Annotated in this window: 22 protein-coding genes and 1 pseudogene; 5 read left to right on the forward strand and 18 right to left on the reverse strand. The window is 34.0% G+C overall.

Translation table 11 applies throughout. The features are described from left to right. Both CCY98_RS06860 and dcd read right to left on the reverse strand, forming a co-directional pair. Positions 1–1,446: hypothetical protein (locus CCY98_RS06860; protein ID WP_146743785.1), on the reverse strand; the 1,446-nt coding region annotated here is incomplete at its 3' end. 124 nt (positions 1,447–1,570) lie between these two features. After that, positions 1,571–2,134 carry a dCTP deaminase gene (dcd, locus tag CCY98_RS06865; protein WP_112057828.1) on the reverse strand — a complete coding sequence of 188 codons (564 nt, stop codon included), beginning with the start codon at positions 2,132–2,134 and terminating at the stop codon, positions 1,571–1,573. 110 nt (positions 2,135–2,244) lie between these two features. Between dcd and accB the strand changes: the two genes are divergently transcribed. The 3 genes from accB to CCY98_RS06880 are packed head-to-tail and all read left to right on the forward strand — an operon-like array spanning position 2,245 to position 4,887. Then, positions 2,245–2,718 (forward strand): acetyl-CoA carboxylase biotin carboxyl carrier protein, encoded by a 474-nt coding sequence (gene accB / locus CCY98_RS06870; RefSeq protein ID WP_112057829.1) that lies wholly within the window; start codon positions 2,245–2,247, stop codon positions 2,716–2,718. Beyond that, entirely contained in the window at positions 2,718–4,085 is a 1,368-nt protein-coding gene (locus CCY98_RS06875; RefSeq protein WP_112057830.1) for an acetyl-CoA carboxylase biotin carboxylase subunit, read from the forward strand. Before accB ends, CCY98_RS06875 begins: the two co-directional genes overlap by 1 nt. Before the next feature lie 49 nt (positions 4,086–4,134). Next, complete coding sequence (locus CCY98_RS06880) at positions 4,135–4,887, forward strand: flagellin (protein ID WP_112057831.1); 753 nt, start codon at positions 4,135–4,137, stop codon at positions 4,885–4,887. Positions 4,888–4,968: 81 nt separating this feature from the next. On the opposite strand, the gene CCY98_RS06885 is transcribed toward CCY98_RS06880, so the two are convergent. Both CCY98_RS06885 and CCY98_RS06890 read right to left on the reverse strand, forming a co-directional pair. Further along, positions 4,969–5,235, reverse strand: coding sequence for a hypothetical protein (locus CCY98_RS06885; protein ID WP_112057832.1), 267 nt, complete (start codon positions 5,233–5,235; stop codon positions 4,969–4,971). 231 nt (positions 5,236–5,466) lie between these two features. After that, positions 5,467–6,657: an aspartate aminotransferase family protein gene (locus CCY98_RS06890; RefSeq protein ID WP_112057833.1), complete on the reverse strand. Its 1,191-nt coding sequence runs from the start codon at positions 6,655–6,657 to the stop codon at positions 5,467–5,469. Between the two features lie 152 nt (positions 6,658–6,809). Between CCY98_RS06890 and CCY98_RS06895 the strand changes: the two genes are divergently transcribed. Continuing rightward, a complete protein-coding gene (locus CCY98_RS06895) occupies positions 6,810–9,461 on the forward strand; it encodes a phosphoenolpyruvate carboxylase (RefSeq protein WP_112057834.1) in 2,652 nt (883 codons plus the stop codon). Positions 9,462–9,529: 68 nt separating this feature from the next. Here the strand turns inward: CCY98_RS06895 and CCY98_RS06900 are convergent, their stop codons facing one another. The 6 genes and pseudogenes from CCY98_RS06900 to CCY98_RS06925 all read right to left on the reverse strand — a co-directional run bounded on the left by CCY98_RS06900 (position 9,530) and on the right by CCY98_RS06925 (position 14,282). Beyond that, positions 9,530–10,417 (reverse strand): carboxymuconolactone decarboxylase family protein, encoded by an 888-nt coding sequence (locus CCY98_RS06900; protein WP_258439709.1) that lies wholly within the window; start codon positions 10,415–10,417, stop codon positions 9,530–9,532. Then, a complete protein-coding gene (locus tag CCY98_RS08480) occupies positions 10,366–10,629 on the reverse strand; it encodes a hypothetical protein (protein WP_112057835.1) in 264 nt (87 codons plus the stop codon). Before CCY98_RS08480 ends, CCY98_RS06900 begins: the two co-directional genes overlap by 52 nt. After that, positions 10,622–10,999: an antibiotic biosynthesis monooxygenase gene (locus CCY98_RS06910; protein ID WP_112057836.1), complete on the reverse strand. Its 378-nt coding sequence runs from the start codon at positions 10,997–10,999 to the stop codon at positions 10,622–10,624. The genes CCY98_RS08480 and CCY98_RS06910 overlap by 8 nt, the downstream gene beginning before the upstream one ends. Positions 11,000–11,006: 7 nt before the next feature. Beyond that, positions 11,007–12,200 (reverse strand): aldo/keto reductase, encoded by a 1,194-nt coding sequence (locus CCY98_RS06915; RefSeq protein WP_220101904.1) that lies wholly within the window; start codon positions 12,198–12,200, stop codon positions 11,007–11,009. A gap of 252 nt (positions 12,201–12,452) precedes the next feature. After that, a pseudogene (locus tag CCY98_RS06920) lies at positions 12,453–12,888 on the reverse strand (cupin domain-containing protein). A 164-nt stretch (positions 12,889–13,052) separates the two neighbouring features. Continuing rightward, the gene (locus tag CCY98_RS06925; RefSeq protein ID WP_112057837.1) at positions 13,053–14,282 is read right to left on the reverse strand and encodes a multidrug effflux MFS transporter; all 1,230 of its coding nucleotides are present in this window, start codon (positions 14,280–14,282) and stop codon (positions 13,053–13,055) included. A 208-nt stretch (positions 14,283–14,490) separates the two neighbouring features. Between CCY98_RS06925 and rmuC the strand changes: the two genes are divergently transcribed. Beyond that, positions 14,491–15,834, forward strand: a complete 1,344-nt coding sequence (gene rmuC / locus CCY98_RS06930) for a DNA recombination protein RmuC (protein ID WP_112057838.1) — start codon at positions 14,491–14,493, stop codon at positions 15,832–15,834. Here rmuC and fliR read toward each other — a convergent pair. The 8 genes from fliR to panC form a co-directional block, all read right to left on the reverse strand. Beyond that, on the reverse strand, positions 15,823–16,593 hold the full coding sequence (fliR, locus tag CCY98_RS06935; protein WP_112057839.1) for a flagellar biosynthetic protein FliR: 771 nt from the start codon (positions 16,591–16,593) through the stop codon (positions 15,823–15,825). The genes rmuC and fliR overlap by 12 nt on opposite strands. Positions 16,594–16,600: 7 nt before the next feature. Beyond that, complete coding sequence (locus tag CCY98_RS06940) at positions 16,601–17,242, reverse strand: ABC transporter ATP-binding protein (RefSeq protein ID WP_112057840.1); 642 nt, start codon at positions 17,240–17,242, stop codon at positions 16,601–16,603. 8 nt (positions 17,243–17,250) lie between these two features. Then, positions 17,251–18,318, reverse strand: coding sequence for a translation elongation factor Ts (tsf, locus tag CCY98_RS06945; protein WP_112057841.1), 1,068 nt, complete (start codon positions 18,316–18,318; stop codon positions 17,251–17,253). A gap of 3 nt (positions 18,319–18,321) precedes the next feature. Further along, complete coding sequence (gene rpsB, locus CCY98_RS06950) at positions 18,322–19,122, reverse strand: 30S ribosomal protein S2 (RefSeq protein WP_006655167.1); 801 nt, start codon at positions 19,120–19,122, stop codon at positions 18,322–18,324. A 227-nt stretch (positions 19,123–19,349) separates the two neighbouring features. After that, on the reverse strand, positions 19,350–20,216 hold the full coding sequence (locus CCY98_RS06955) for a PhnD/SsuA/transferrin family substrate-binding protein (RefSeq protein WP_112057842.1): 867 nt from the start codon (positions 20,214–20,216) through the stop codon (positions 19,350–19,352). Between the two features lie 3 nt (positions 20,217–20,219). Continuing rightward, positions 20,220–21,353, reverse strand: a complete 1,134-nt coding sequence (locus CCY98_RS06960; RefSeq protein WP_112057843.1) for an acyl-CoA dehydrogenase family protein — start codon at positions 21,351–21,353, stop codon at positions 20,220–20,222. 14 nt (positions 21,354–21,367) lie between these two features. Continuing rightward, the gene (locus CCY98_RS06965) at positions 21,368–22,555 is read right to left on the reverse strand and encodes a DUF455 family protein (RefSeq protein WP_112057844.1); all 1,188 of its coding nucleotides are present in this window, start codon (positions 22,553–22,555) and stop codon (positions 21,368–21,370) included. Positions 22,556–22,687: 132 nt separating this feature from the next. After that, positions 22,688–23,533, reverse strand: coding sequence for a pantoate--beta-alanine ligase (panC, locus tag CCY98_RS06970; protein ID WP_112057845.1), 846 nt, complete (start codon positions 23,531–23,533; stop codon positions 22,688–22,690). Between the last annotated feature and the right edge of the window lie 232 nt (positions 23,534–23,765).

Raw genomic sequence — 23,765 nt, forward strand, 5'->3', positions numbered from 1 at the left:
GAAGTCTTTATTTGTGATTGCACCTATACCCACACTAGCATTAATATTAGAGTTAATCAAACTATCAAAGATACCTTGTGCTTCGTTTAGGTTGCCGGAAGTTTGCATAGAATCTGCTGTTTTAGCAGTGTTTGTAGCACCACCCATAATGCCTGTTGTGAGGAGTGCGATGTAGTTGTTCTTTTGTGCTCCATTAGAATTTTTTGTATTCTCAAAGATATATTTTGTGGTATCAGTAACCTCTATCCCTATCGCACCCATAGCCTCATCTGTGCTTAAAGAACCTTCGCCACTGCTAGTAATTTTATCAATCATCTCTTGTTTGGCTTGTATTTGCTTATTGAAATCCTCTACAACTTTCTTTTCAATCTCTGTTGCGTTTTCTTTTGCTTGAAGTAGCCCATTTATACCATTAACATCTTGTACGATTTCAGATTCCTTAGCTGCCGCTTTTAGATAATCAATCTCAAATTGCAACAATGCTTTCGTATCAGAAATCTTATCACTAAAGCCACCGCTAACAATTAAAGATTCTTTGCCATTGCTTTTATCTACACTTAGCTTATAATCTGTAAAATCTTTCACATCCATAGGAGTAAAATAAGAATAATTTTGCTCTTTTATAAAATCATCTGCAAGATTTTTATCGCTAATCACTTCACTTGCATGTTTCATGACTGACCCACTTGCTACATTGCTTGTAGTTATATCACTATTAAATTTATCTGCACTTGCAAAAACGAATCTATCTAGCACAAGACTATTTAGGCTAGTATTTCCTACAGAAATTACAGAATTTTTAATGTTTGCTTCGCCATTAATATTAAAATTTAAATAGTTTTTTCCAACATTAAAACCATTAAAATAAGTTTTATCTGCATTAAAATTTCCATTAATAGTTAAAGAACCATTGATTGTATCTAAATCGGGCATGTTTGTAGCTACAGTTACCACTGAACCAAATTCATCAGGGCTTCTATTGATTGTAATTTCACCATTACTATTAGTGAATACATCTGTCTTTCCACTTATAGTAGTATCGCCATTAATCACACTGCCTCCATAGATAGCTTGTAAGTGCATATCTTCTAGTGTGATAGTTTTAGCAGTGAAATTCACATTTCCGATATAATTGGAAAGTTGTGGATCAATAGTAGTAGCTTTAAAGATTAGATTATTTTCCCCTAAATCAATGTTTAATTTAGTTTTATCTTCGTTTTCTTCACTTGCTACATCATTGTTTAAATCGCCATTATAAGCCATATTAATGGTTAAATCTCCATTTTTATAGCTATCTTTTATACTAAGATTTTCGTTTTGATCAATATCAAAATATGTGCGAATCTCTCCAGATGAATTAATTGTAATCTCTTGTGCGCAAATACTCACACTCCCTAACGCTCCTAAACCAAATATTGCTCTTGATGCAATAAGAGATAATTTCATTCTTACTCCTTAGAAATTAAATAAAGCACTTATTCTATCCCCCCTTTTTTTATTTTTTGCTTAAATATGATTTACAAATGGTTTTATTTTTTAAGTAAATTAGCAAAACAAAAAATTTTGCTAATTAATTTTTTAAGATTCTTGGGAGTGTAATTCCAGTTTGAGATTGATATTTGCCTTTTTTGTCTTTATAACTTATTTCACAAGGTGCATCACCTTCCAAAAATAAAACTTGCGCAATTCCTTCATTGGCGTAAATTTTGGCGGGAAGTGGAGTGGTATTGCTAATTTCTATAGTAATATGTCCTTCAAATTCGGGTTCAAAAGGTGTTACATTGACAATGATACCACAACGCGCATAGGTGCTTTTGCCAAGGCAAATAGCTAGGACATTGCGAGGGATTTTGAAGTATTCTATGGTGCGTGCAAGCGCAAATGAATTTGGGGGGACAATACAGATATCACCTACAAAATCAACTACATTAGCAGAATCGAAATTCTTTGGATCGACTACCATTGCATTGATATTGGTAAAAATTTTAAATTCATTGCTTACGCGTATGTCATAGCCATAGCTTGATAGCCCATAGCTTACTACGCCTTTGCCCACTTGATTTTCACAGAATGGTTCAATCATCTTGTGATCTATTGCCATTTTTCTAATCCAAGCATCTTCTTTTAATCCCATTTTGTTATTCCTTTTAACTTTTTTTGCAAAGAAATGTGCTATTATAACAAATTAAGTTCAATTAGTCTAAACAAAGACTTTTGGGAAAATTTAATTAAAAAGGCTTAAATATGGATTTTAAGGAAATAAAAGAGCTGATTAAAATTTTTGATTCAAGTTCATTGAGTGCATTAAGCATTACTCAGGAGAATTCCAAAATTAAATTAGAAAAAGGCACCAAGAGCGCACAAATCGTAGAATCTCAAAATATGCAGGTTTTATCTCCTATTCAAATCCCTCAAAACACACCTCAAGTGGAAGTAGCAGCCCCAACTTCTTCCGCTCAAAGCTCTAAAGTTGCTCAAGGAGAAACAATAAATTCCCCAATGGTTGGGACATTTTATCGTTGCCCTTCTCCAGATGCTCCTGCTTATGTTAATGTGGGCGATAAGGTTAAAAGGGGGCAAACTTTAGCAATTATTGAAGCAATGAAAATTATGAATGAAATTGAAGCAGAATTTGATTGTGTGATTAAAGAGATTATCCCTAATGATGCACAACCAGTAGAGTATAATTCTCCTTTATTTGTGGTGGAGAAAATCTAATGTCTCCAACCAAAGAAATTAATACTATTTTAATTGCTAATCGCGGAGAGATAGCGCTAAGAGCTATCCGCACCATTAAAGAAATGGGTAAAAGGGCGATTGCAGTGTATTCAACAGCTGATAAAGATGCTCATTATTTAGATCTTGCAGATGCAAAAATTTGTATTGGCGGGGATAAATCTAATGAAAGTTATTTGAATATTCCTGCTATTATTTCAGCTGCAGAGCTGTTTAATGCTGATGCAATTTTCCCAGGCTATGGTTTTTTAAGTGAGAATCAAAACTTTGTAGAAATTTGCAATTACCACAACATTGAATTTATTGGTCCAAATTCTGAAGTAATGGCATTAATGAGTGATAAAAGTAAAGCAAAAGAAGTTATGAAAAATGCTGGAGTGCCTGTAATACCAGGAAGCGACGGAGCGGTAAAATCCAAAGAAGAAGCATTGAAACTCGCAAAAGAAATTGGCTATCCTGTGATTTTAAAAGCAGCAGCGGGTGGGGGCGGTCGCGGAATGCGGATTGTTCAAAATGAAGCAAATATGTTTAATGCCTATTTAGCAGCAGAAAGTGAAGCAATTAGTGCTTTTGGAGATGGGACAATTTATATGGAGAAGTTCATTGATAAGCCAAAGCATATTGAAGTGCAGATATTAGCAGATAAATATGGTAATGTTTTACATGTAGGGGAGAGAGATTGTTCTCTCCAAAGAAGACACCAAAAATTAATCGAAGAATCTCCAGCACCAACATTAGAGCCAGAAACGCGTAGAAAGCTTTTGGAAACCGCAATTACTGCAACAAAGGCTATTAAATATGTGGGAGCAGGAACTTATGAATTTTTGCTTGATAATAATCAAAATTTTTATTTTATGGAGATGAATACACGTTTGCAAGTTGAACACCCTGTGAGTGAGCTTGTAAGTGGATTAGATATTATTGAGCTAATGATACAAATTACCGAGGGCAAAAAGCTTCCTAAACAAGAGGAAGTGAATTTTAAAGGTTGTGCGATTGAATGTCGAATCACAGCTGAAGATCCAGTAAAATTCTATCCATCTGCAGGAAAAATTACTAAATGGATTGCACCAGGTGGTAATAATGTGCGTATGGATACTCACGCGTATGCTGGGTATGTTGTTCCTATGTTTTATGATTCGATGATTGGCAAATTAATTGTATGGGGTAAAACTCGTAATGAAGCTATTGCTAGAATGAGTAGAGCCTTAGATGAGTTTTGTGTGGAGGGTATTAAAACAACGATTGACTTCCATAAAAAAATGATGCAAAATGACGATTTTAAAAGAGGCGTTATCCATACCAAATATTTGGAACAAAAAATGGAAAATGGAACGAAAAATGCTTGATAACTTAAAAATGCAAGGAAGCAATTTTAAGCATTAGAAAGGAGATACTATGAAAATTGGAAATACACAAGCTAATGAAAGTCTAATTAATCTTAACAAAGCAAAAGAAGATGAAGAGAAAGCACTAAAGAAAATCGCTTCACCTCGCCCTATTGAAGCTACTGATGGTGCGAGTTTGGCTATTGCTAATGCGCTTTTAGCACAGGCAAATTCAATGTCTCAAGGGATTCGCAATGCTAATGATGCTATTGGTATGATGCAAATTGCAGATGGCACACTCTCTACTTTGAGTGATTCTGCTATTAGAATGAATGAACTCTCTGTGGCAATGGGGAATCCCACGCTAAATAGTTCTCAAAGAGCAATGATTGAGAGTGAAGCAGCAGCTTTAACACAATCAATGAATGATGCTGTGTCTCAAGCGACTTTTAATGGTAAAAATGTTTTTGGTGGGCAAATGGATTTTATGACAGGCAATGGATTAGAAAGCATTAACTTGCAATCTCCAAACACTGCTAATTTAAGTGTTAATAATCAGCAAAGCATTTTAAGTTTCATTGAGGATTTAGGAATGAGGCGTGCTGATATTGGTGCAGCAATGAATGGAATACAATCAGGTATTGATTCAAATATGCAAACAATTGTTAATCTTAAAGCAGCAGAGGGTAATTTACTAGATGATGATTTAGCGGAAAACTACAATGAATTAAATAATGCTAAATTAAGAGCTAATGCAGCTTTATACGCATCTTCATTTAATACACAATATTTGCAAAACCGATTAGACGCACTTTTGGGCTAGTTAGCCTTTGCATTGTTTTTAATCTTTCTAAAATTCTCCACTAAAGCAGAGAATTTACAAAATTTCTCTGCTATTGTTCAATTAATTCTTTAAGCAAAGTCCATATTTTAAAAGGATATTGGTTTTCAAACTCCCATTCATTAAAGCTTGGATTCTTGCTTGATTGTTATTTTCTCTTTTTTCTAATCGCTTCAATCGCGTATTATCATCGCTTATAAGAAGAATTAAAATATCTGTAAAATCAATCCTTTGTAAGTTTGCAGAAATATAAAAGATAATTTTAACATAAGGGGGAAGAAATTTTATAAAGGGCTTAAGATTGTCATTAGCGGGGGGGGGGGGGTGCATTATAGCGTATTTTTGGGCGTATTATAAATAAATTTAGACTCATTACATTATCATCAAGCAATTTGATAGGGTTTGAAATTGCCAAAGCCTTGTTTGCGGATGCACTTCCCTAAAGTGCTTTTTCCGCCCCCACATAATCCACTTATGCTAATAATAATGCGAGATTTTTTTTAGTTCTCTAGTGCAGATTTCATCAAGATTACTTAGCAATTCCATTTGAGTTAAATATCATTAAAAGTCCTTGAGGGAACGATTAATGCGTTCAAAACCTTCATCAATTTCTTCTTTGCTAATAGTTAAGGCAGGTAAGAATCGCACTGTATTTTTACCGCTTTTTAGCACCAAAACTCGATTCTCACAAGTTTTTTGCAAAAAGAGATTAAAGGATTCTGTATCTTTTAATCTAAGTCCGCGCATAAGCCCTAAGCCCACTTCTTGTGTAAAAATTTCTGGATAAGATTTTTGTAAATTTTGGAGTTTTTGGGCGAAGTAAGAGATTGTTTGCTCTAATCTACCACTTTGTTTCTCTTCTTTAAGAATCTCTAAAACTTCTAGTGCTGCTCTTGTAGAGAGGAAATTTCCCCCAAAGGTGCTTCCATGATCACCTGGAGAGAAAATATCTTTAAGGCTTGTCATGACTGCGCCAATTGGGACGCCACCAGCTAATCCTTTAGCGGTTGTGATGACATCAGGAGTGATTTCATAATAATTAGAAGCAAAAAGCTCTCCGCTACGATAGATTCCTGTTTGCACTTCATCAATCATTAGCAAAATATTTTTTTCTTTTAAAAATTTAGCTAGTTTTTGAATTTCTGCTTTATCAAAAGGTGTAATGCCCCCTTCGCCTTGAACAAGTTCCAAAAGCACTGCGCAAGTAACGGGGCTAATTTTGTTTGGAATATCTAGAATATCCTTGGCATACACAAAGCCATCTGGAAAAGGTCCAAAATAATGGTGCATTTTATCTTGAGCAGTGGCTTTTAGCGTGCTAATAGTGCGTCCATGAAATGAAGAATCTAAAGTAATTACTTGATAACGCTTGGTTTCTCCATTAACTTCGCCAAATTTTCTAGCAATTTTTATAGCACCTTCATTTGCCTCTGCACCAGAATTTGCAAAAAATACACGCATATCATAGCCACTTTGTTTTATAAGCTCTTTAGCTAGTTTAGCTTGGGGTTCAATTAAATAAAGATTGGAAGTGTGAATGAGTTCTCTTGCTTGCTGGCAAATAGCATTGGCTAATCGTTCATTGCCATGACCTACGCTACAAACGGCGATTCCAGCACCAAAATCAATGTAATCTTTACCCTCACTATCAAACAGCCTTGAACCCTCTCCCCTTACAAAATGTGTGTAATTGCGCGCATAAGTGTGTAGAGTATAATCTAAATCCATTTGTTTTAAGTCTTGTGTTGTCATTTGCATTGCCTTTTATAATTTTTGTGTGATTTTACAAAAAATAAATAAAAACAAGTTGATTAAAGGCATTTAAAATAAACATTATTCTTTTTTACATTATCTTTACAATAAAGCGTTATAATTTTGAAAAAATAGATTTAAGGAGTGCGAAAGTGAAAAGTAACCAAACTCAAGAAATAGAGTTTATTTTTTCATTAATGAGAGAGTTGTTAGAGGAAGTAGCACCAGAGATTAGAGAAATTTTTATCGCCCTAAAAGAAGATAAAACTGCAGATTATGCTGCTAAAAAGGAAGTGTTAAAAGAGCTAGAATCTAAAGATATTTCAAAGCTTATTAAAGCTTTTACTTTGTATTATTTGTTGCTTAATATTGTGGATGAGCGACATTTATTGAGTTTTAATTCAAAGGAGCATATTGGCTTAATGTTAGATGAACTAAAAGCCCAAAGCTACGATGAAGAAGACATTAAAAGTGTGCTTAAAAAAATCAGATTTTATCCCGTCTTTACTGCGCATCCAACAGAATCACTACGACGAACTTTTTTAGAGAGTTATCATGAAATGTATGATGATTTAAATCTTTGGTTTGGATTTGGAGAGAGTGCAGCTAAAGAGCATTTAAAATATCGCCTTAATTTACTTTGGCATAGTCATATTGTAAGAAGTGAGAAGATTGAAGTGCTTTTTGAATTAGACAATCTTTTGTATTTTATGGAAAGTTCAATTTTACAAAGTGGAACTAATATTTTAGAAGAAGTGCAAAATGCCTTGCAAACACCACTTAAAAAATCTCCCATTAGGCTTGGAAGCTGGATAGGTGGAGATAGAGATGGGAATCCTTATGTTACTAATGGAGTGATGCTAGAAGTGATGAAGCGACAGCATCAGACGATTATTGAGCATTATTTAAAACAAATTGATAAACTAAGCCGAGAACTCTCCATTGCTCAAGAATACGCCAATCCCACACAAGAATTGCTAGAGAGTTTGGAAAAAGAAAAAGATCATCTTGATGAAATGGCAAAAAAACTTTTTTTGCAAGAACCTTTTAGGGCTAAATTAACTTGTATGCGACAAAAATTGCAGAATCGAATTATGGCTTTAAATCTCCCACAATCTGCGCTTTATGAAAATAAGCCTTATATGTATGAAAGCCCAAAAGAGTTTATTAAAGATATTGATATGATGTTAGAATCGCTAGACAAAAGGAGTGGAATCTATCTTAAAAAGCTTAAAAATCTCGTGCTTTTAGCAGGATTTCATTTAATGCAATTAGATTTTAGGCAGCATCGTGATGTATTTTGGAGGGCGCTTGCTGAAATTTTTTCATTATTGGGCTATGTGCAAGGAGATTTGTTGTTATTATCCAAAAAAGAACAAGCAGAGATTCTTAACAATGCCCTTGCTGCGCCACTTTTAGATCTTAATTCTTTATATGGGAAGCTAAGCAAAGAATCGCAAGAAATGTTGATGGCATTTATGAACTTTAGGTGGGCAAAAGATCGCATTAGTGATAATATTATTGATTCGTGTATTATCTCTATGTGTCAAGGAGCAAATGATTTATTGTGTGTGCTTTGGTTTGCAAAGCAATCAGGGCTTTGGAAGCAGGGCAAGAAAACTCGTATTTGCATTGCGCCTTTATTTGAGACAATTGGGGATTTAGAAAACGCCCCAGTGATTTTGCGTGAATTATGCTCTAATCCACACTATACAGAGTATTTGCAATCGCGCAAAAATCATCAAGAAATTATGATTGGTTATTCTGATTCAAGTAAAGATGGCGGTATTTTTACTAGCAATTATTCTTTGCGTAAAGCAATTAATAATTTAATTGTTTTAGAAGAAGAGTTAAAGATAAAATTTCGTCTTTTCCACGGGCGTGGAGGGAGTGTTAGCCGTGGAGGTGGAGCGCTAGAGGATGCCTTGCTTTCTGCGCCAGATAATAGTGTGGCAGGATTTTTGAAAACAACTGAACAAGGAGAAGTGATTAGTGAGAAATATTTGAATCCCAAAAAGGCGGAATTTAGTTTTGCAAGTGCTTTGGCAAATTTGTTAAAAAAATCGGTGTATGACAAATATGGAACAAATAAGCAAGTTTGCAATCGTGATTTTGAGGGTATTATGCAAAAGATTAGCGAAGAATCATTTAAAGCTTATAGGAATCTTGTCTATGAAACAGAGGGGTTTATTGAGTATTTCAAATCTGCAACGCCTATTGAGTTTATCCAGCAGCTAAATATTGGATCACGCCCATCAAAGCGCAAGAATACACAAAATGTAGAAGATTTACGAGCGATTCCTTGGGTGTTTGCTTGGACGCAAAATAGGGCAATTATTCCAGCGTGGTATGGGCTTGGAAGTGGGTTAGAGTTAGCTAGTGCAAGGTTTGATAAAGAAATTTTGAGAAATTGTTATAAAGAAGATTTATTTTTTAAAACTACAATTGATAATATTTCACAAGCTTTTTTAAAAGTGGATTTAGAGATTGCAAAGTATTATAATAAGTTTGTGGAAAATAATGAGCTTAGGGAGAAAATTTGGCAAAAGATTAAAAATGAATATCATTTAACGCTGAAGTGGTTGTTGTATGTGCGTGGAGAAGAAACATTGCTTGAAACACAAAAACATATTCAAAAGTCTATTTTATTACGAAAATCTTTTTTAACAAGTCTTAATTTTTTTCAACTTTATTTAATGGAGCAATACAAAGATGCGACTTATGTAGAACAAAAACAAAGGATTGCTAAACAAATTATTACTACCATTGTAGGAATTGCACAAGGCATTAGAAATACAGGTTGATTAAAAGTAGCTAAAATCTATTTTAATAGATTTTAGCCCTTTTTTATTTTGCTATTTCATCAATGGCATTAAGGGCATTTAAGCTTTTTGGATAGCCTATGTATGGGACTAAAGCAGTGACTACTGCGGAGCTTTGTTTTGTCATTTCCCATATTTAAATTTCCTTGTATATGGGCTTTAACTTGAGGTTCTACTCCCCCCATAGAGATTAGATAAACAAAGGTTATAAGCTCTCTAAAAGCCAGATCCAATCCTTTTCGCGTGTAATAATCGCCAAAGCAATTTGCACTTAAAAATTCATTGATATGTTTTTTATGAACAGGTGTGGAATCATAGCTTTTTTCTATGGCTGCACCAAAGATATTTTTTTGTATTTCAAAACCTTTTTCTCTGCGATTTTGTTGGTTAGTAGTGCTTTGAGATTCTAAAGGTAGTTTTACTCCTTGTTGTTTAAAGATTTTGTTTGTAATGACTAAAGCATCTGCTACCTTTGCTATCCCAACATAGGGGGTGGCTTGGTAAATAATTTCTTTAATTACTATGGGATTTATTTTACTCTTTAAAGTTGCCTTTAACATAATCTCAAATTCTTCTTTTGCAGATAGGGCTACTAGAGAAGCTAGAATAAGCAAAAGTCTTTCATTTTCTTTTAAATTTGACTTTTGCCAAACTTCATCAAAAGCAAAATTGGCATAATTGGTAAAAAATTCTAAATCCTCTTTTGGTAAGGTACTAGTGCCAAAAAGTTTTTGTAAATTTTCTTTAGCTTGTGGTGTTAGGGTATTCATATTCTCTCCTTTAGATAAATTTAAAGAATAATTTCTTTCTTTAATTTCTGTAGAAAAAAGATGTGTTCCTAAAGAACTCAATGCGGTTGCACCAAGTAAAATTTTACTTGAAGTCTTTAAAAAGTCTCTACGCGATTCTTTGTTGTCTTGTTTTGTTTGATTTGGCATTGTTGTTTCCTTATTGTTGTTGTTTCTAAGAATCCTATTAAACAATGTTTTCTTCGCTCTCTTGCTTTTATATTTTTTGTGCTTGATGGTTTCCTTATAATATCTTGATAAAATGAAAATTTTATAAGAGAATAAAGTAAAGCAATGACAATTTCACTTTGGAAACCATTAAAAAATTCTGTATAAACTAATGGTATCTCAATTTTACTCATCAATATTTTTCTCCAAAGCCATTTGTGGATTCAAGGCTTTCATTGGAATAAATTTTAAATCCCTTATCATATGCAAAGTGCTTTGTTTATAAAGTTGGAAATGCGGACTTGTTATGTGATTTTCATAGCTTTGTTGGTCTTTATATGCTTCTATGATGCTAAATTGACAAGGATTATTTTCGTGTTGCATAGCATAGAGCATAAGAACCCCATTTTCTAATTTTACACTTTGTTTGCTCTCTGTTTGCAGAATATTCTTATATTCCTCAAGATATTGGCAATCTATTAGAATTTCAGAAATTTTTACTAAAGGCTCTTTTGATAGTGCTAGGGTGCATACTCCCAATATAATACTTAAAATTTTTTTCATATATTTCTCACAATCCAACACTTTTAGCTTGATCAGACCCTATAGGGTAACGCTCCCCAACTATTTTTATTGTTTTTATTTTGGAATCTATTTGCATTAATTCTTCTTTGCTGAATTTTATCTTCAAAGAATCTAAATTTTGCTTTAAGTGGGTAATTTTTGTGGTTTCTGGAATTGGCATTATAAAGGGTTTTTGTGCTAGTAACCAAGCTAATGCAATTTGTGCAGTAGTTGCTTCCTTGCCATCTATTTTTTTATTTTTTGCTAATTCTCTTACATAATTTATGAAGCTTTGATTTGCTTTGAGTGCTTCTGGTGTAAATCTTGGAAAAGAAGATCTCATATCAAGTGTTGGATGAAAAGTTGTGTTTTCATTCATTAGACCCCCTAAAAATCCTCTTTCTAAAGGTGAATATGCGGTGAAACCTATACCTAACTCCTCGCAAGTTTTTAGCACATCATTATCTTCAACTTCTCTCATCATCATTGAATAGTGGCTTTGTATAGAAGTAATTGCACAAACTTTATTGGCTCTTCTTATTGTGTTTGCTCCTGCTTCACTTAATCCATAATGCCTAATTTTACCCATTTTTATAAGTTCATTCATAGTGTCAGCCACTTCTTCGATGAGTATGTCAGTATCTACTCTATGTTGAGTGTAAAGATCTACATAATCAGTATTTAATCTTTTTAGGCTCTCATCAATGGCTCTTAAAATAGATTTTTTGCTTGAGTCTTGTTGTTGTTTTCCAAAGGGATAATAAAGTCCAAATTTAGTTCCAATTATTACTTTATCTCGTCTATCCCTAAAAGCTTTACCGAGCAATATTTCATTGGTATGTGGTCCATAAATTTCAGCTGTATCAAAATATCTCACTCCAAGTTCATAAGCTTCATGGAGTAGTTTTATCATATCTTTTTCTTGTGGGGGTATTCCATGGTTTGCACTCATTCCCATACAACCTAATCCTAATGCTGAAACTTCTAAGGCTGCATTTCCTTTGCCTAAAATCCTATTTGGCAGTTTATTCATATTCTCTCCTTTAGATAAATTTAAAGAATAATTTCTTTCTTCAATTTCTGTAGAAAAAAGATGTGTTCCTAAAGAACTCAATGTGGTTGCGCCAAGTAAAATTTTACTTGAAGTCTTTAAAAAGTCTCTACGCGATTCTTTGTTGTCTTGTTTTGTTTGATTTGGCATTGTTGTTTCCTTATTGTTGTTTCTAAGAATCCTATTAAACTAGGATTTTGTATTATAAAAGATGAGAGTTAGTCTAAGTCAAGAGAAAAGAGAATAAAATTAAATACAAGAATGTAAAAATAAAATGAATATTAAGTTAGATAAGGAACTAAAAAAATATTCTTTTTATCATTAAATTGTTTGGCAATGAATCAAGGAAAGGCAAAAATGGCTTAGAATCCTATTTTGGTTACCATTTGCCTACGCTTGTATTTATTGTTTGCTTCTTGCCTCATTGAGAGCTTCTTGATATTCAACATCGCTAACGAGATTTTCCCAAGTTACATTTTTGCCATTTTTTTTCTTGAGTAAGTGCGATATGTGCTCCCTTGCTACTATCAGTTGCTCCGTGGAAATGTCGCACATTTGGGGGACAAGAAATCACATCTCCTTTTTTTGCGATACTTGCTTTTTGTCCAGGGACTTTAGTTAGAATTTCTCCATCTGTTACAATAAGTGTTTGCCCTGCTGGGTGTGTGTGCCAGGCACTTCTAGAGCTTTTTTTAAATTCTACTAATGCTCCTCCAAATTCTCTCCAAGTTTCTGAATTAAATAGCATAGAAACTTTGACTTTACCGCTAAAGATTGTAGAATTTCCCTCAAAACTTCCTAACTCTCCACTTTTTATGATTGCTTGTGAATTTGCCATAATGAAACCTCCTAAGAAAATTAAACTAAATAGTGTTTTTTTCATTGCTTCTCCTTATTAAAAATATTAAATCTTCAAGAAGAAGATTTTAAAGAAAGATTATAAAAGATGAGAGTTAGTCTAAGTCAAGAGAGAAAGAGTTTTTTTAATGGTTTTTTACAAAATTATTTTAAACCCCATTGTCTTTTGTATTGCTTTATTCTTTTTGCGTTAAGAAGGAGATAGATTCTACAAGCAATGATGAGACATGTTGTAATAATGAATGCTAAAGGTAGTGGGCTATTTGCTTCTAAATAACTTACAACAAAGGAAATTCCTCCAGCTAAAGTAAATTGAATCGCGCCAAGCATTGCAGAAGCACTACCGGAATTTTCTTTGAATCTAGCCATTGCTAAAGTGGTGGTATTAGGGATAATAAATCCAAGCATTCCAATCATAAAAAAGAGTAAAATCTCAAAAACCAAAAATCCTAAATCAAAAAAACCAGCAATGGTAAGTAAAAGTGCGATTCCAAACATTGTAGTAAAAGAAAATGGCAAGACATAATAAGGCGAATAGCGACGCACGATTCTAGCATTGATATTGGCAAATATCATAAAGTTTGCTGCGTTGATACCAAAAAGAATCCCATAGCTTTTCTCACTCAAACCATAATAATCTATAAAAACATACGATGATCCAGTGATATAGGCAAATATTGTAGCCATAGCAAAGCTAGAGGAAAAAACATAGATTTTAAAGCGACGATCTTTGAGTATTTTGATATAGTTGTTAAAAATTTCTTTAGAGTTAAATTTAAGAGAAGCTGTATTTTCTTTTATGTTATTAAGTCCTAAAAAAATAAGAAGAAGCAAAAAGATTCCAAGCCCAAACAATACCGCAAAAATACTTTTCCACGAAAAATAATCTAGCAAAATACTTCCAAGTCCTGGTGAGAGCATTGGAACTAAAGAAGAAATAACCATCATAAGAGCAAAAACGCTTGCAGCTTCTTTAAGTTCGAAGTTATCATTCACAATTGCCCTTGCAATAACTACACCAGCGCAACCCCCTAGAGCTTCTAAAAAGCGAAAAAAGATAAAGGTGTAAATGGAATCAAAGCTAATACACGCAAGGCTTGAGAGTATAAAAAGTAAGATTCCAAAATAAAGCGGTTTTTTGCGTCCATAAATATCGCTAAGCGGTCCATAAAGTAATTGTCCTAGTGCAAAAGCAATGAAAAAACTTGCTAAAGAAAGCTGTGCGTAAAAAGAGTTTGTAGAAAATGATTTTTGCACTTCTCCTAGGGCAGGCAAATACATATCCGTAGAAAGAGGTGCAAGAGATGACATAAATGCCAAAATAATAATAAGATTAAATTTCTTAAATCCCTTTAAGCTAGTTTGCTTTTGCATAGTAATCCTTTTTGAAGTTTATAGGGTTTAAAAATGAGAAAATATAAAAACAGGGTTTATAAGAATAAGCTTCACAATTTTAGGTTAAATAATATAAAATTATAATTAAGTTTGCTTTGCAAAAAATAAGTAAAATATCCATAAGTTTGGCGCTAGAGAAATTAGCATTAGCAAAAGCAATAATAAGAAAATAAAAGAGGATTAGCAGATGGAGTATGTGGTTTTAATACTTGTTGTGACACTCGTTGCTTTGGTGGCGTGGGTTGTATTTCAAAAATATCATTTAGGTAAAGAGATTTGGAATCTAAAGACTCACTTAGAAGCTTTACAGAATCTTGAAGGGGAGCAAAGACAAAAGCTAGAAGCAATCACTCAAAGTTATTATGAATCTTTGCGAAACAATACAAAACTTCAAGGGCAATTAGAGCGAATGGAAGATTTGCAAAAAATCAATGTAGAACAAAAAGAAAAAATAGAAGAAATGATAATCCTTTATCAAAATACACTCGCCAAAAAGGCAGAAGCACAAACTCAACTTGAATCTCAAACAAAGCTTTTAAATTCTCTTGAACAAAAATACGCACAAAGCCTTGCTACTCTTAAAGCCGAGTTTGAACAATCAATTCAGAATCAATCACAGCGAATGTTAGAACAAAATAAACTTCATCTTATGGAGGATTCTAAAAAGATACTTGATTCCATCTTTTCTCCCGTGCAAGAAAGTCTAAAAGAGTATAAAGAAAGTTTGGTAGCCAATGAAATAAAACTAGAGACAAATATTAAAAATATGTTTGCTTATAGTCAAGAAATAGGGCAAAATGCTGATAAACTCGCGCAGATTCTAAAAGGAGATAAAAAAATCCGCGGAAATTTTGCAGAGATTCAACTTAAAAATGTGCTAGAGCATAGTGGATTAATAGAAGGGGAGCAATATAAACTTGAAGCACATTTTGTGCATGAGGGAAGTGGGTATCGTCCTGATGCGGTGGTATATTTGGATAAACAAAAGAGTATTATTATTGATTCTAAGTTTCCTTTGCCTAATGGCTTTAGCTTTGAATCGCTAGATAGGAGTGTGTGTCAAGAGATTGCCCAAAATCTTAAAAATCGAATTGATGAACTTGCTAAAAAACCTTATGCTAATTTTGAGACTTACACTTATGAATTTGTGCTACTTTTTATCCCTTATCAAAATATCCTTGATCTTGCACTAAGCGTGGATAATGGAATTTATCAATATGCTTATTCAAAAAAGGTTTATCTCACTACTCCACATACGCTTTTTATGGCATTAAAGACCATTGAAGTTAGCTGGACTTACATTGAAAGTGATGAAAAAGTCATGAAGGCTTTGGGGGATATTAGAAACTTCTATGGGAAATTTGAAGGGATTGTGGAGGATTTTGAAAAGCTAAAAGCGCTCATTGGAAAACTGGGAAAACAAAGTGATGAAATGGAGGCTAAAATGATAAGTGGGCGAGGCAGTCTTGCATCAAGATTTCAAAAGCTTGGGGAAGTGGAAAAAAAGATTGGCAAAAAATTATTGGAATAGAATCGTAAGTGCATCAATGGCGCTTAAGAATTCTTTCTTAAAGTGAATCATAATGGCAGGAACAATAACAATTAAAACAGCAAAGGCAACAGCGATTTTTACAGGAAAACCGATGGCAAGAAGGTTAAATTGAGGGTGAGCTTTCATAATCATTCCAAAAATAATATCAGAAAGTAAAATGAGGGCAATAATAGGAAAAGACATAGTTAGTCCGATGACAAAAAGATTAGAAAAAGCTTTTATGATATAAGAAATATAATTATGAGAATATAAAAAGCCACCCAATGGAATCTCTTTAATGCTTTCTCCTACAAAATACAAAAATAAATGATGATAATCAAGTGCTAGAACAACCATCAAAGCAAGAAGTGTGAGAAGTTGCCCCACAATTGGTTTTTGTGCGCCTGTTACGGGATCATAGGCATTAGCAATGGTTAATCCCATAGCAAAAGAAATCACTTCTCCGCCAAAAGAAATCATTCCAAAAACAATTTGTAAGGCAAAGGAAGCCAAAAAACCTAGCATAATTTCGGTGATTCCTGCGATAATAAATTCTAAAATAGATAGATTGCTTGGTGGCATTGTTGTTACTAGTGGAAGAAACAAAATAGTTAGCCAAAAAATAAAAATACCTTTGATTTGTGTGCTAATGAGTTGATTTTCAAAAAAAGGAAAAAAGGCGATGATACCAGCAAATCGCAAAAGAAGCAAAAGGAAGTTGATAACATTCCCTTCAGTAAGATAGGCTAAAAACTCCATAATTGGATTATTCCAAAGTTTTTAGAGTTGCATTTTCTAGTTTATAGGCACGGGAGGCTTTATGCGCCAAAAGGGGATCGTGGGTAACAAAAATTAAGAGTGAATGATTGGAGCGCACATAAGCAAAAAGTGATTCCATTACATTCATAGCTGTTTCTCTATCAAGATTGCCTGTAGGCTCATCAGCAAAAATAATTTGTGGCTTTTTAGTTAGGATTCTAGCAATGGACAATCTCTGCTGTTGTCCGCCACTCAAAGCGCCGATATTGTGATCTAAAACCTGTTCAATCCCAAAGAGTTTAAGTAGGGATTTATCAATTTTTTCTCCACTTAAAAGCGACGCAACTTGCAGATTCTCATAAGCACTAAAGCCTAAAAAAAGATAGTGGGATTGAAAAATAATACCAATTTTTTTACGCCTTAGGGCTAAAAGTTCTTTTTGTGGGAGAGAATAAATGTTTAAATCAAAGAGAGAGACTTCACCATTTTGAGGCTTTAAAAATGAAGAAAGTAAGTGCAAAAGAGTGCTTTTTCCACTCCCACTTACACCCATTATGGAGATAATCTCACCTTCTTTAGCTCGGAAGTTAAGATTCTCTATAATTGGCTTTTCATAGCCAAAAGAAAGATTTTTGGCTTCTAACAACATTGTAAAGATTAACCAAGCTGTGCAGCTACTTCATCAGCAAAGTTGCATTCTTGCTTTTCGATTCCCTCACCCAATTCAAATCGCACATATTCAACTACTTCAATAGAGTCGCCAAGTTCTTTACCTTTTTCTGCTAAAACTTGCGCGATTGTTTTTTTGTCATCCATTACAAAGAATTGTCCAAGTAAAGTTAATCTTTGATCAAGTAAAGTTGAATCAGCTTTAAAGCGTTCAATTTGTCCAGGAAGGATTTTATCCCAAATAGCTTCAGGCTTACCTTGTGCTTTTAGGTCTGCCTTGAGTGCTTCTTCTTGCTTTGCGATAATTTCATCAGTAAGTTCTAGCTGACTAATGTATTGTGGGATTTTGTGAAGCGGCTTTCCTAAGCGTTTTAATTCTTCGTTTTCTTTTTCAAGTTCTGCAATGAGAGCGGTTTTTTCGCTCTTGATAAAATCCATATCAAAAGAATGGTAGCTAATTACTTGTGGCTTCATTGCCGCAGCGTGCATACAAAGATTTTTAGTTAGATCTGCTAGTTTAGCTACATTATCTTCTTTTTGGCATTTAAGAGCAATGATAACACCAACACGACCATTGGAATGCACATAAGCATTGACAATTCCACTGCCTTTGGCTTCTACTTTTGCGATTCTTCTAACAACGATATTTTCACCGATTTTTGCAATTTGCGTCTTAAGATATTCTTCAAATTTTGTGCCATCTAGATTTAGAGTGTGTAATTCCTCAGCACTAGAAACACTAGAATCTTGAATTATAGCAATAGTTTTTGCACTTAGCTCTTTAAAGCCTTCGTTTTTAGCCACAAAATCGGTTTCAGAGTTAATTTCTACCATACTTGCTTTTTTGAAATCAGGTGAAACTTGAATGCTAATACTCCCCTCAGCGGCTATTCTATCTGCCTTTTTAGCGGCTTTGCTTAAGCCTTTTTCGCGTAGGTATTCTACAGCTTTTTCTAAGTCTCCATTGGTTTCAACTAGGGCTTTTTTGCAGTCCATCATTCCTGCATCAGTCATTTCTCTTAGTTGCTTGACAAGTTGGGCACTAATTTCTGCCATTTTTTACTCCTTATTTTCAGTGTTTTCTGTGAAATCTTCTTCTTTCATTGCTTCTTCAATTACTTCTTGTTTTTCTTTTTCGCTTGCAGGCTCAGAAACTTCATTGTTTTCTGGAATCTCTCCACCCGCGATAGCTCTTCCTTCAGTAATTGCTTCTGCAATTTCTTTACAGAAAAGTTGAATAGAGCGAATTGCATCATCATTTCCAGGAATTGGGTAATCTACCATATCAGGATCACAGTTTGTATCAAGTGGTGCTACTACTGGAATCCCAAGTCTTCTAGCTTCTGCAACAGCAATTTTTTCTTTAGCCGCATCAATTACAAAAATCATATCAGGTGCTTTTTTAAGTTGTCTTACTCCGCCAAGGTATTGAGTTAATTTCTCTTTTTTTCTTTGAATCATTAACTTTTCTTTTTTGGTTAGCAAATCAATTTGTCCGCTTGATTCCATTTCTTCAATGATTTCAAGTTTGCGAATAGATTTTCTAATAGTAGAGAAGTTAGTGAGCATACCACCAAGCCAACGATAATTAACATAAGGTGCATTCACGCTTTCTGCATATTGTTTAAGTGTTTCACTTGCTTGTTTTTTAGTTCCAACAAACATAATAGTTTTGCCTTCAGCTGCAGCATCTCTTACGATATTGTAAGTGTAGCGAAAATAACGCAAAGTCTTTTGCAAGTCAATAATGTGAATATTTTTTCTTACACCAAAAATAAATTTTTTCATTTTTGGATTCCAGCGTCTTGTTTGGTGCCCAAAATGCACACCACATTCTAAAAGATCTTTCATTGTTACCATATTTTTCTCCTATTTAATGTTTTTGGTTTTCCCTCCACGCCCCTTAACAAAGTCCAAAAATATAAGGAATTTGCAACCTCACTTAGGATTAGCGTGTGTGAGTTGATAAAAATAAAAGCCTAAAATTATAGCAGAAAAATTTTAAAAAGAGAATAATGAAAAAATATAAATTTGAATTTAAAAATTAGCAGACAATAGCCCTAGATTCAAGAGAATCTAGAGTGATTTTAGAGATTGATGAGATTTTGTTCTTGCATAGCTTGAATAATATGATCATATCCACTTAAAATTTGTTGATCACATACCACCCATTGATTAAGCCCTTCAAGCTTCATCATTTGTGAGATTTGTGGATCATTTTTGAGAGTGTTTTGCGAGAGCATCATTGATACAAAAGTATTTTTTAAATCTTCATCAAAGCCCTTAAGGGTAGTGAAATTACAATGGCAGTAATCTTCACTAGCATAAAAGCTTGAAATTTCTGGATAAGTCCCTTCTTGTAAGATTCTAGCCCAAGTCGTTGAGCCAATTGCACCTGCATCAAGGATTCCTGCTTTAATGGCTTCTAATACATCAAATTCGCTTCTACCTGTATCTCCATGCTTGCCAACATCGCTATTATAACGAATAACAGACACAGCTTCATTGGAAGTTTGCAGGGTTGATAAATTTTGCGCTAGTGATTCTTGAATCTTTAAGCCCTCTTTTTGCAAATAAAAAAGAGGCATAATAGCAGCTTGTGCAGAATCTAAGCTTCCAAGTCCAAACTTTTTGCCTTTTAGGGAATGTAGATTGGATATTTTTTCTTGGCTAACAAAAATACTTTTAAATCCGATATCTGTATCACGCATTAAAATGGCTTCAACATTATCTTTTGTGGCAAATTTAGAGCGTATGTAAGCAACATTGGTATTCCAAGCAATATCAATTTTTTTATTAATAAGCCATTCCACTTGTCTTTCATAATTGCTAAAAAGCACATAATCAAGGCGAATCTTCCCTCCAAAGTAATTATTTGCATAATCTCTAATGGTATCCCAAATAGGCACAATTTGGGGCGCATAGGCTACAGCGCCAACTAAAATATTTTTCATTTTTTATCCTTTATTTGTGATAGCATTGCCAAGCCAAATTTTTAAGACATCTAAGCTTGGTGCCATAACTTGACTAGCCATTGCATCTCTTAAGTATTGTTCTAATGGTAAATGTTTGCTATAAGCCTTACCCCCACCAAGTCGCATTGCAAGTTCGCAAATTTCCATAACAAGGTGAGTAGCATTGATTCTGCAAGCAAATACTTTCATAGGAGCATCACTTGCCCCACTATCAAATGCTCTTGCGGCTTCTCTAACAAGTGCAATTTGGCTTTGTGTTTTAGTATAGAGTTCTGCTAAATGTATGCGAACTAATTCATTATCAGCTAAATCTTTACCATCAGAATATTTTCTTGTTAAACAATGTTGTAGAACGCATTCATAGGCTGCCATTCCTACTCCACTATAAACTGCTCCTAAACCAGTTACGAAATACATTGCTACAAGATTGATTTGATTTTCTCCATCGCCCTCAGATCCAAGGAGACAATCTGCCACTTCTAGTTCCACTTGTTTGTATTGCACGGGCTTTGAGACATTTCCTCGCATTCCAAATCCATTCCATACGCCTTCTTCATGCGTTAGAGAAGGATGATTGCTAGGGACAATCCAATTGTTTTTCTTGCCTTGTAATTTACAAGAATTTGTGTAGGTGAGATAATAATTGGCTTGTTGCGCAGAAGTTACAAAGCTTTTTCTGCCTTCTAAAATGCGCTTTTCTCCTTTTTGTGATTCTGTAATGTCGGGATTCACAAAGTGTGTCCCAGAACCACTTTCGCTATAAGCTAATGCAAAGGTTGCTTCACCTTTTGCAATTTTTGGTAAATACAGAGATTTTTGATGTGCGGTGCCATAGTGAGATACACAGGCAGTAGCAACATTGTGCATCATATAACAAAGTGCAGTTGAGGCATTAAATCGTGCTAAGTTGTAACATACTTCAACATGATCTAGATTGCCACCTTGCAAACCACCATATTCTTTAGGCACAAGCAGCCCCATAAAACCTTGCTGTTTAAGCGCTTCATAGGCTTCTTTAGGGAATCTCGCTTCTTGATCAATTTCCTTTGTGTAGGGCAATATAAATTGCTCACCTAATTTTTGTATTTTTTCTTCTAAATTTTGTAAAGTTGGCATTATTTTCCTTTTAATTACATAAAATTTGGTGTGTGAGAGCGACTAAGTTCTCTTGCTAATTCTTCATCAATCCCACATTCCATTAATCTTTTGGTTCGGTTTTTTTCCATTTTTTGTTTTAGATTGACTACTGCTTCAAATCCGTGCGAAATTTTTTTCTCTTCTTTAGCATAGAGTATGGCTAATGATTCAAGCAATAAAGAGGATTCATCACTTTGATTATCAAGATAATTTTTTCTTCTAAAGACTGCTTCTTTGAGAATCTCTATTTTGGCAGGATTTTGAGCAATAGCACTTCTAATGTGATTCATTCCATAAGCAACATGTCTAATTTCATCTCGTCTAGCTAGATTTAAGAGTTTGGCACTTTGTAAATCCCCTAAGCTTTCAAAGCAATTTCCAAGGAATTTTAAAAGATCGATAAAAGTCCCTTCTCCCATAATGTGGAGTAAAAAGCTTGATTTAAAATAGTCTTTTTCTTCCCATAGGCTATAGAGACTTTGCTGTGTCGTTAGAGTTGAATATTGCACTCCAAGTCCTGTGGCATTTGCTCTTTTAATAAAAGATTCAATATGTCTTCCTTCATCGCCTATAATGCTTGAAAGCACCAAAGGCACAGCCGTGAAAAAAGGAGAAATTTGCGCTAAAAAGCGGCTGGGGATATAGAGTGCTGAGAACTCATTTTCAGTTAAATAAGTCATGATTTGCGCGATTGCAAATTCTAATTTTGGTTCAAATGCTGGAATTTCACTCCAATTAATATCAGTTGTGGCATTCCATTGTGCTTTTTTTGCTTCTTCATAAAGTTGCTCCATATTGCCCGCATAAATTTCATTTTTATTATTTAATGGAAAATGATATTGTGGGCTTGCTAATTCTATGGATACTCCTTTTGGAGCGAGTCCTTGATGAGGTGGAGAAAGCAAAGAATTAGGATCAAATGTCGCAAATTTAGTTGGAGATTCTTTTTGCATGATATAAGCAAAGCTTGAATCATTCTTGTTATGGAGAGGAATCTTTTTTAAAAACAATTCTCCTTTGAAGCGACACCAAGCAATTAAGTCATTTTCTAAATTGTCATATTGACTGATTACTTCTATGATATCGCCATTTTGAGAAAGCAAAAAAGCATTTTCAAGCCGCATAAAAAAGAGCTGTCCTGTCTGGATGTTGCCCATAAAAACACACGATTTTTGTTGCATTAGATAACCTAAAATCAATTAAGTTACACCAAGATTATAGAAGACTTGTTGCCTTTCACACGGAAAGCTTTATGAAAGAGATATGTTATAGCGACTTTGCTTAAAATTTAGTTAATCTAAACTTTGGGGAACCTATAGCCATAAATTGTCTAATAATCGCACACCTTCTACTTTTGCTACTACTAGAATTAATGTAGAATCTTTTTGGATTCTTGGAATTTCTTGAAGATTTTTATCAACAATGACAAAATATTCCACTTCTAAGTCTTGCAAGATTTCTAAAGCGGCTTGTTTGATTTTTGTTGATTCTATCTCTCCAAGCATAATCATTTTTGTTACCATATTTAAAGATTGAGAGATTTTTAGAGCCTTTTTCTTGCCTTCTTCACTTAAATAAGCGTTGCGGGAGCTAAGTGCTAATCCTTCTTGAGTGCGGATAATTGGACAGGGTATAATTTCTATAGGCAAAAATAAATCTTCTACCATTTTTTGGATAATGAGCAGTTGTTGGGCATCTTTTTTGCCAAAAAAGGCTTTATTAGCTTGTGTGAGATTAAAAAGCTTATGCACGACTTGTAAGACACCATTGAAGTGATTAGGGCGTGTTTTTCCCTCTAGTGTGTTTGCCATTGCACTTGGTGCATTAAAGGTGGTTTGAAAATTTTTATCTAAAGGGTAGATTTCCTCAATCTCAGGCATAAAAACAATATCTACTTTGGCTTTTTGGCAAATACTTAAATCAGCTTCTTTTTTGCGCGGATATTTATCAAAATCTTCATTAGCACCAAATTGCGTTGGATTAACAAAGATAGAAACAAGGGTGCAATCACAAGATTCTTGACTAGCTTCTATTAATGATAAATGCCCGTTGTGCAAAGCGCCCATTGTGGGAACTAGCCCAAGAGTATGATGTGGATTTTGTTGTTTATAATAGCGAATAAAATCGCGTAATTCTTTTGTTGTTGTAAAAATTTCCATTTGGGTAGTCTTTATAATGAGGTAAAGCGGAATTATACTACAAAGTTTTCTTGATTGACTTAAGATTGTGTAAAAAGAAAGCAGTAAGAATGATTTTAGAATCTCGCTTGGCTTTTGTGCTAAAAATACTCAATACAAAGATTTATGTGTAAATTTTTTTACAAATACTTTAATTAATGGGACATATTATTTTTTTGGAGAGATGAATTTAAATGTAAGTTTTATAATTTTT

It is taken from the genome of Helicobacter sp. 11-8110 (assembly GCF_003288905.1).
GTDB lineage: Bacteria > Campylobacterota > Campylobacteria > Campylobacterales > Helicobacteraceae > Helicobacter_D > Helicobacter_D colisuis.